The sequence below is a fragment of the Segeticoccus rhizosphaerae genome (assembly GCF_009192725.1).
Classification (GTDB): domain Bacteria; phylum Actinomycetota; class Actinomycetes; order Actinomycetales; family Dermatophilaceae; genus Segeticoccus; species Segeticoccus rhizosphaerae.
Genome location: NZ_VOHR01000283.1, coordinates 1 through 4,852, shown reverse-complemented (window position 1 = coordinate 4,852; position 4,852 = coordinate 1). Strand labels below are relative to the sequence as shown.

The 4,852-nt window shown below is 70.8% G+C and carries 7 protein-coding genes; 4 read left to right on the top strand and 3 right to left on the bottom strand.

What is annotated here, in order from left to right; all coding sequences use genetic code 11:
• Positions 1 to 273: 273 nt before the first annotated feature.
• Together FRW57_RS17270 and moeB are read right to left on the bottom strand one after the other, a co-directional pair.
• Positions 274 to 630 carry an MGMT family protein gene (locus tag FRW57_RS17270; RefSeq protein ID WP_238384763.1) on the bottom strand — a complete coding sequence of 119 codons (357 nt, stop codon included), beginning with the start codon at positions 628 to 630 and terminating at the stop codon, positions 274 to 276.
• Between the two features lie 101 nt (positions 631 to 731).
• Positions 732 to 1,958, bottom strand: coding sequence for a molybdopterin-synthase adenylyltransferase MoeB (moeB, locus tag FRW57_RS17265; protein ID WP_152186571.1), 1,227 nt, complete (start codon positions 1,956 to 1,958; stop codon positions 732 to 734).
• 108 nt (positions 1,959 to 2,066) lie between these two features.
• Here moeB and FRW57_RS17260 point away from each other — a divergent pair, with 108 nt between their 5' ends.
• From FRW57_RS17260 to FRW57_RS17250, 3 genes are all read left to right on the top strand, one after another.
• On the top strand, positions 2,067 to 2,678 hold the full coding sequence (locus FRW57_RS17260; protein ID WP_137122388.1) for a TetR/AcrR family transcriptional regulator: 612 nt from the start codon (positions 2,067 to 2,069) through the stop codon (positions 2,676 to 2,678).
• A gap of 106 nt (positions 2,679 to 2,784) precedes the next feature.
• A complete protein-coding gene (locus FRW57_RS17255; protein WP_137122387.1) occupies positions 2,785 to 3,012 on the top strand; it encodes a DUF3107 domain-containing protein in 228 nt (75 codons plus the stop codon).
• A gap of 188 nt (positions 3,013 to 3,200) precedes the next feature.
• Positions 3,201 to 3,470 carry a GlsB/YeaQ/YmgE family stress response membrane protein gene (locus FRW57_RS17250; protein ID WP_137122386.1) on the top strand — a complete coding sequence of 90 codons (270 nt, stop codon included), beginning with the start codon at positions 3,201 to 3,203 and terminating at the stop codon, positions 3,468 to 3,470.
• Between the two features lie 144 nt (positions 3,471 to 3,614).
• On the opposite strand, the gene FRW57_RS17245 is transcribed toward FRW57_RS17250, so the two are convergent.
• Complete coding sequence (locus FRW57_RS17245; protein ID WP_202911605.1) at positions 3,615 to 4,316, bottom strand: ferritin-like fold-containing protein; 702 nt, start codon at positions 4,314 to 4,316, stop codon at positions 3,615 to 3,617.
• Positions 4,317 to 4,525: 209 nt separating this feature from the next.
• On the opposite strand from FRW57_RS17245, the gene FRW57_RS17240 reads away from it, so the two are divergent.
• Positions 4,526 to 4,852: DEAD/DEAH box helicase (locus FRW57_RS17240; RefSeq protein ID WP_152186572.1), on the top strand; the 327-nt coding region annotated here is incomplete at its 3' end.

Genomic DNA, 4,852 nt, shown 5'->3' with positions numbered 1-4,852 from the left:
CGCCGAGCACGCGCAGCACGCCGCCGCGGTGCGCAACCGCGGCGGCCTGCGCGTCATCGAGCTCTGGAGTCCCCTCGGCCAGATCGGGGGCGCGGCGCAACGTCAACACGGCCCGATCCCATCACGCCCCGCCGACACCACTGCCGAGCACCCACCACGACCCAGAGGCGTGGCGCCGCTACGCCCCACCTCACACTGGGACCCCCCGGCGCGACGAGGCACGGCGTCGTGGCGGGGTCGAACCCGAACTGCGGTGCACTGCGGAGGTGCGCTTCATCCCGGGTGGGTCGGTCGCTCCACCGGGCCGTCCCATCGGGCCCGGCGCAGGTCGACGCGCTCGCCGCGCAGCGGCGTGCCCTCCTCACGGTAGTGCTGATGCGCTTCCCCCTCGTGGCAGGCGGGCGGTCTCCCGTCGGCGCGGATGACCCGCCACCAGGTGGTCGCCGACCCGTAGTGCGACATCACCGAACCGACCTGCCGCGGTCCGCCCCGGCCGACCAGCTCGGCGATGTCGCCGTAGGTCAGCACCTGTCCCTCCGGGATGGCGTCGACGACGTCGAGCACCTCCTCGGCGTAGTCCGGCAACGCCAGCCCGTATGCCGCGTACGGGTCGGTCAGCTCGTCGGTCACCCCGGGTCTCCTCCCGTCTCGGGCCTGGTCAGGCCTCACTCAGGTCTGCTCGGTTCCGCCCCGCAACAGGTCGGTCTGCTCGACTGGCGGCACCACTGCACTCAGTAGGTCGGCAGGGACGGGTCGACCTCGGCCACCCAGGCGAGGACTCCGCCCTCGAGGTTGCGGGCGTCGGTGCGGCCGGACGCACGGAGCAGTCGCACGGCCTCCGCGGACCGGGCTCCCGACTTGCAGTGCACGATCACGGGGCGATCGGCCGGGATCTTCGACAAGGCGGCCCCCGAACGGAATTCGTCCATCAGGACGACGTCGGCGCCGGGGATGCTGACGATCGAGCGCTCCTCCGGACCGCGCACGTCGACCAGGGTCCACGGCTCGCCGTCCCCCGCCTCCCGGGCACGCAGCAGATCGCGCAGCTCGCGGACGCTCACGGTGGGGACCACGTCGGTGCCGGACCCGGCGTCGGTGGCGGACGGCATACCGCAGAAGTCCCGGTAGTCGACCAGCTCGGTGATGGTCGGGTGCTCACCGCAGACCGGGCAGCCCGGGTCCTTGCGCACGGTCAGGGTGTCCCAGGTCTGCCGCAGCGCGTCGTGCACGAGCAGCCGTCCGACCAGCGGTTCGCCGATGCCCAGCAGCAGCTTGATCGCCTCGGTGGACTGCACCGAGCCCATCGCTGCCGGCAGCACACCGAGCACACCGCCCTCGGCGCAGGACGGCACGAGACCCGGCGCGGGCGGCTCGGGGAAGACGCAGCGGTAGCAAGGGCCGTGCTGGGCCCACCAGACGCTGACCTGGCCGTCGAACCGGTAGATCGAGGCCCAGACGTGTGGCTTGCCGGTCAGCACGCAGGCGTCGTTGAGCAGGTAACGGGTCGGGAAGTTGTCGGTGCCGTCGACGACCAGGTCGTAGCCCGAGACCAGGTCGAGGGCGTTGTCGGAGTCGATCCGGAGCCGGTGCTCGACCACCTCGACGCCCGGGTTGATCGCGGCGACGGTACGCGCGGCGGAGCTGGTCTTGGCGGCGCCGACGTCGTCGACCCCGTGCACGACCTGCCGCTGCAGGTTGGTGACGTCGACCACGTCGTCGTCGACGATGCCGAGTGTGCCGACGCCTGCGGCGGCGAGGTAGAGCAGGGCCGGGGAGCCGAGCCCACCAGCGCCGACGACCAGGACTCGGGCGGACCGCAACCGCCGCTGCCCCTCGAGGCCGACCTCGGGGATGAGGATGTGGCGGGCATAGCGCGAGGTCTCCGCCGGCGTCAGGCTGGGCGAAGCGGTGGGGACGCCGGCGTCGATGAGCGCTGCCGGACCGAGCACGGGAGCCATGTGTCTCAGCCTACGCGCGCGTAAGATGCGGTCGTTGAAACCAGCAGAGGACCGGAAGGGGCATTCCTCGTGTCACTGAGCTCGGACGTCCGAGGCCGCGGGGTGCGCATGCCTCGCTCCGCTCGCCGTATCCAGCTGCTCGAGGCCGCCCAGGAGGTCTTCGTCGAGGCCGGCTACCACGCCGCCGCGATGGACGACATCGCCGAACGCGCCGGGGTGTCCAAGCCCGTGCTCTACCAGCACTTCCCCGGCAAGCTCGAGCTCTACCTCGCGCTGCTCGACCAACACAGCAACGAGCTGACCGACCTCGTCGTGGCGGCGATGTCGTCCACGACGGACAACGCGCAGCGGGTCGCGGCGACCATCGAGGCCTACTTCGAGTTCGTGGACCGCGACGGCGCGGCCTTCCGGCTGGTCTTCGAGTCCGACCTCACCAACGAGCAGGCGGTCCGCGAGCGCGTCGACAACACCTCCACGGTGACCGCGCACGCCATCGCCGAGGTGATCGGCGAGGACACCCGTCTGCCGGCCGACGAGGCGCAGCTGCTCGGCATCGCGCTGTCCGGGATGGCCCAGGTGTGTGCGCGCTACTGGCTGGCGCAGGGCACGTCCATCCCCCGCTCCGAGGCGGCCCGGTTGGTGAGCATCCTGGCCTGGCGAGGCCTCGGCGGCTTCCCGAAGGCGGACCAGGGGGAAGAGTCGGCCCCCTCCGCGGGTTAGCCTCAGCAGGGAGCGGTCGTCCGGCCGTAACCATCCCAGCCCGTCGACAGGTGCACCGGCGCAGACCGCGCGGATCGGTGCACTCCCCGTGCAGAAAGGCAGTCCCGTGGAGGTCAAGATCGGCGTGCGCAACGTCGCGCGCGAGATCCAGCTCGAGTCCGATCAGAGCGCTGAGGAGATCCAGGCCACCGTCACCAAGGCCCTCACCGACAAGACCGGCACGTTGAGCCTCACCGACGAGAAGGGCCGCACCGTCGTGGTGCCGGTGGAGGCCCTCGGCTACGTCGACATCGGTGCGACCGAGAAGGCCCGCGTGGGCTTCGGCCTGAGCTGAGCGAAAACCGGGCCCGACCCGGTACGGGTACCCGAAATAACGATCTTTACTCCTGCCACAGTGTCAACTTGCGCACCGCGGCCCGGAGGTGCAGGGTAACGCCACACGGCACGACCCGCCCGCAACAGATCGCGGGTGGGCGTTCCCCTGATCGCCCGCTCCGGCGGGCACTGGAAGGAGCGGTTCCCATGGGAGCCATCATTGCCGCAGTCATCGTCGGTGCGATCATCGGCGCGCTCGCGCGTCTGGTGATGCCCGGCAAGCAGGACATCTCGATCCTGATGACGGTCATCCTCGGAATCATCGGTGGGCTGGCTGGATCGTGGATCTGGCACGCGCTCGGGGGGTCCGACACCAAGGGGATCGACTGGATCGCCCTGATCATCGGCATCATCTGCGCCGCGGTGCTCATCGGGATCTACACCTCGCTCACCGGCAGGAAGCAGGTCACCCGCTGATCGCTGCGACCCACCTGCTCGACTGATCGACCACGAGGGCCTCGTCCGCACGGACGGGGCCCTCGTGCTGTCCACCGCTCGTTGCGGCCAGAGCGGCCCCTGCATTGGCCGATGGTCCGGGGACAACGGGTGGCACGCCGGCCGTCAGGCGTTGAGTCCGAGGCGTCCCATCCGCCGGGTGTGGGCGTCGGTCAGCCGGGCGAACATCCGGCCCAGCTCGGCCAGGTCTGCCCCGCCGTGGTCGTGCCCGCCGACCAGCAGCGAGGACAGCGCGTCGCGCTCGACCGCCACCCGCTGGGCCTGCGAGATGGCCTCCCCGACGAGCCGTCGACCCCACAGCGCGAGCCGGCCGGCGATCCGCTCGTCCCGCTCGATCGAGGCCCGCACCGCCTGGACCGCGAACTCGGCCTGCCCCCCGTTCTCCAGGACGCTGTGCACCAGCGCAGCGGTCGAGGGGTCGACGTAGGCCGACACCTCCCGGTAGAAGTCCGTGGCGATGCCGTCGCCGACATAGGCCTTGACGAGGCCCTCGAGCCAGCCGTTCGGCCGGGTGCGGGCGTGGAACTCGTCGATCGCGGCGATGAACGGATCCATCGCGGCCTCCGGGTCGGCCCCCATCTCCTGCAATCGGGCCACGAGGAGCTCGTAGTGGTGGAACTCGGCGGCCGCCAGCCCGCCGAGCGCCGCCTTGTCGGGCAGCGTGGGTGCGGCATCGGCGTCGGCGGCCATCCGCAGGAAGCCGGTCAACTCGCCATAGGCGAGCACACCGAGCAGATCGACGACCGCAGCGCGATAGCCCGCGCCGTCCTCGGTGGGGGGCGTCTGGTCGGGTGTCGCAGCGTCCATGGCGTTCACGGTAACGGGCACCGGGTAGACTGGACCCGACATACGGTGACCGGTCGGCCACACATGGCATGTGGTAGGACGTCTGACCCGCCCTCGGGGTGGCCAGAAATGAAGAACTCCGATCGGCCCGCTTCACGCAGGTGCGGCCCGTCTCGTCGATCATCGCGATCGTCGGTGCGTGTGTGCCCCCGCCCGATCGAGAGAAGTACATGGACCAGGCCCAACAGACCTTTGCCGATTTCGGCGTCCACCCCGACATCGTCGCCGCGCTTGGCGACGCGGGAATCATCCACCCCTTTCCCATCCAGTCGATGACCCTCCCGGTGGCCCTCGACGGCCACGACATCATCGGCCAGGCCAAGACCGGCACGGGCAAGACGCTCGGCTTCGGTGTGCCGATCCTGCAGCGCGTCGTGACCCCGAGCGACGCCGGTTTCGCGGCACTCGCCAACCCCGGCAAGCCGCAGGCGCTCGCCGTGGCGCCGACCCGTGAGCTCGCCGTGCAGGTCGCCGGCGACATCGAGCGCGCCGGCAAG

Excerpts from the sequence above, each read along its gene's own strand:
- FRW57_RS17260 (WP_137122388.1), top strand. The coding sequence starts at position 2,067 with ATGCCTCGCTCCGCTCGCCGTATCCAGCTGCTCGAGGCCGCCCAGGAG.
- FRW57_RS17245 (WP_202911605.1), bottom strand. The coding sequence starts at position 4,316 with ATGGACGCTGCGACACCCGACCAGACGCCCCCCACCGAGGACGGCGCG.
- FRW57_RS17250 (WP_137122386.1), top strand. The coding sequence starts at position 3,201 with ATGGGAGCCATCATTGCCGCAGTCATCGTCGGTGCGATCATCGGCGCG.
- moeB (WP_152186571.1), bottom strand. The coding sequence starts at position 1,958 with ATGGCTCCCGTGCTCGGTCCGGCAGCGCTCATCGACGCCGGCGTCCCC.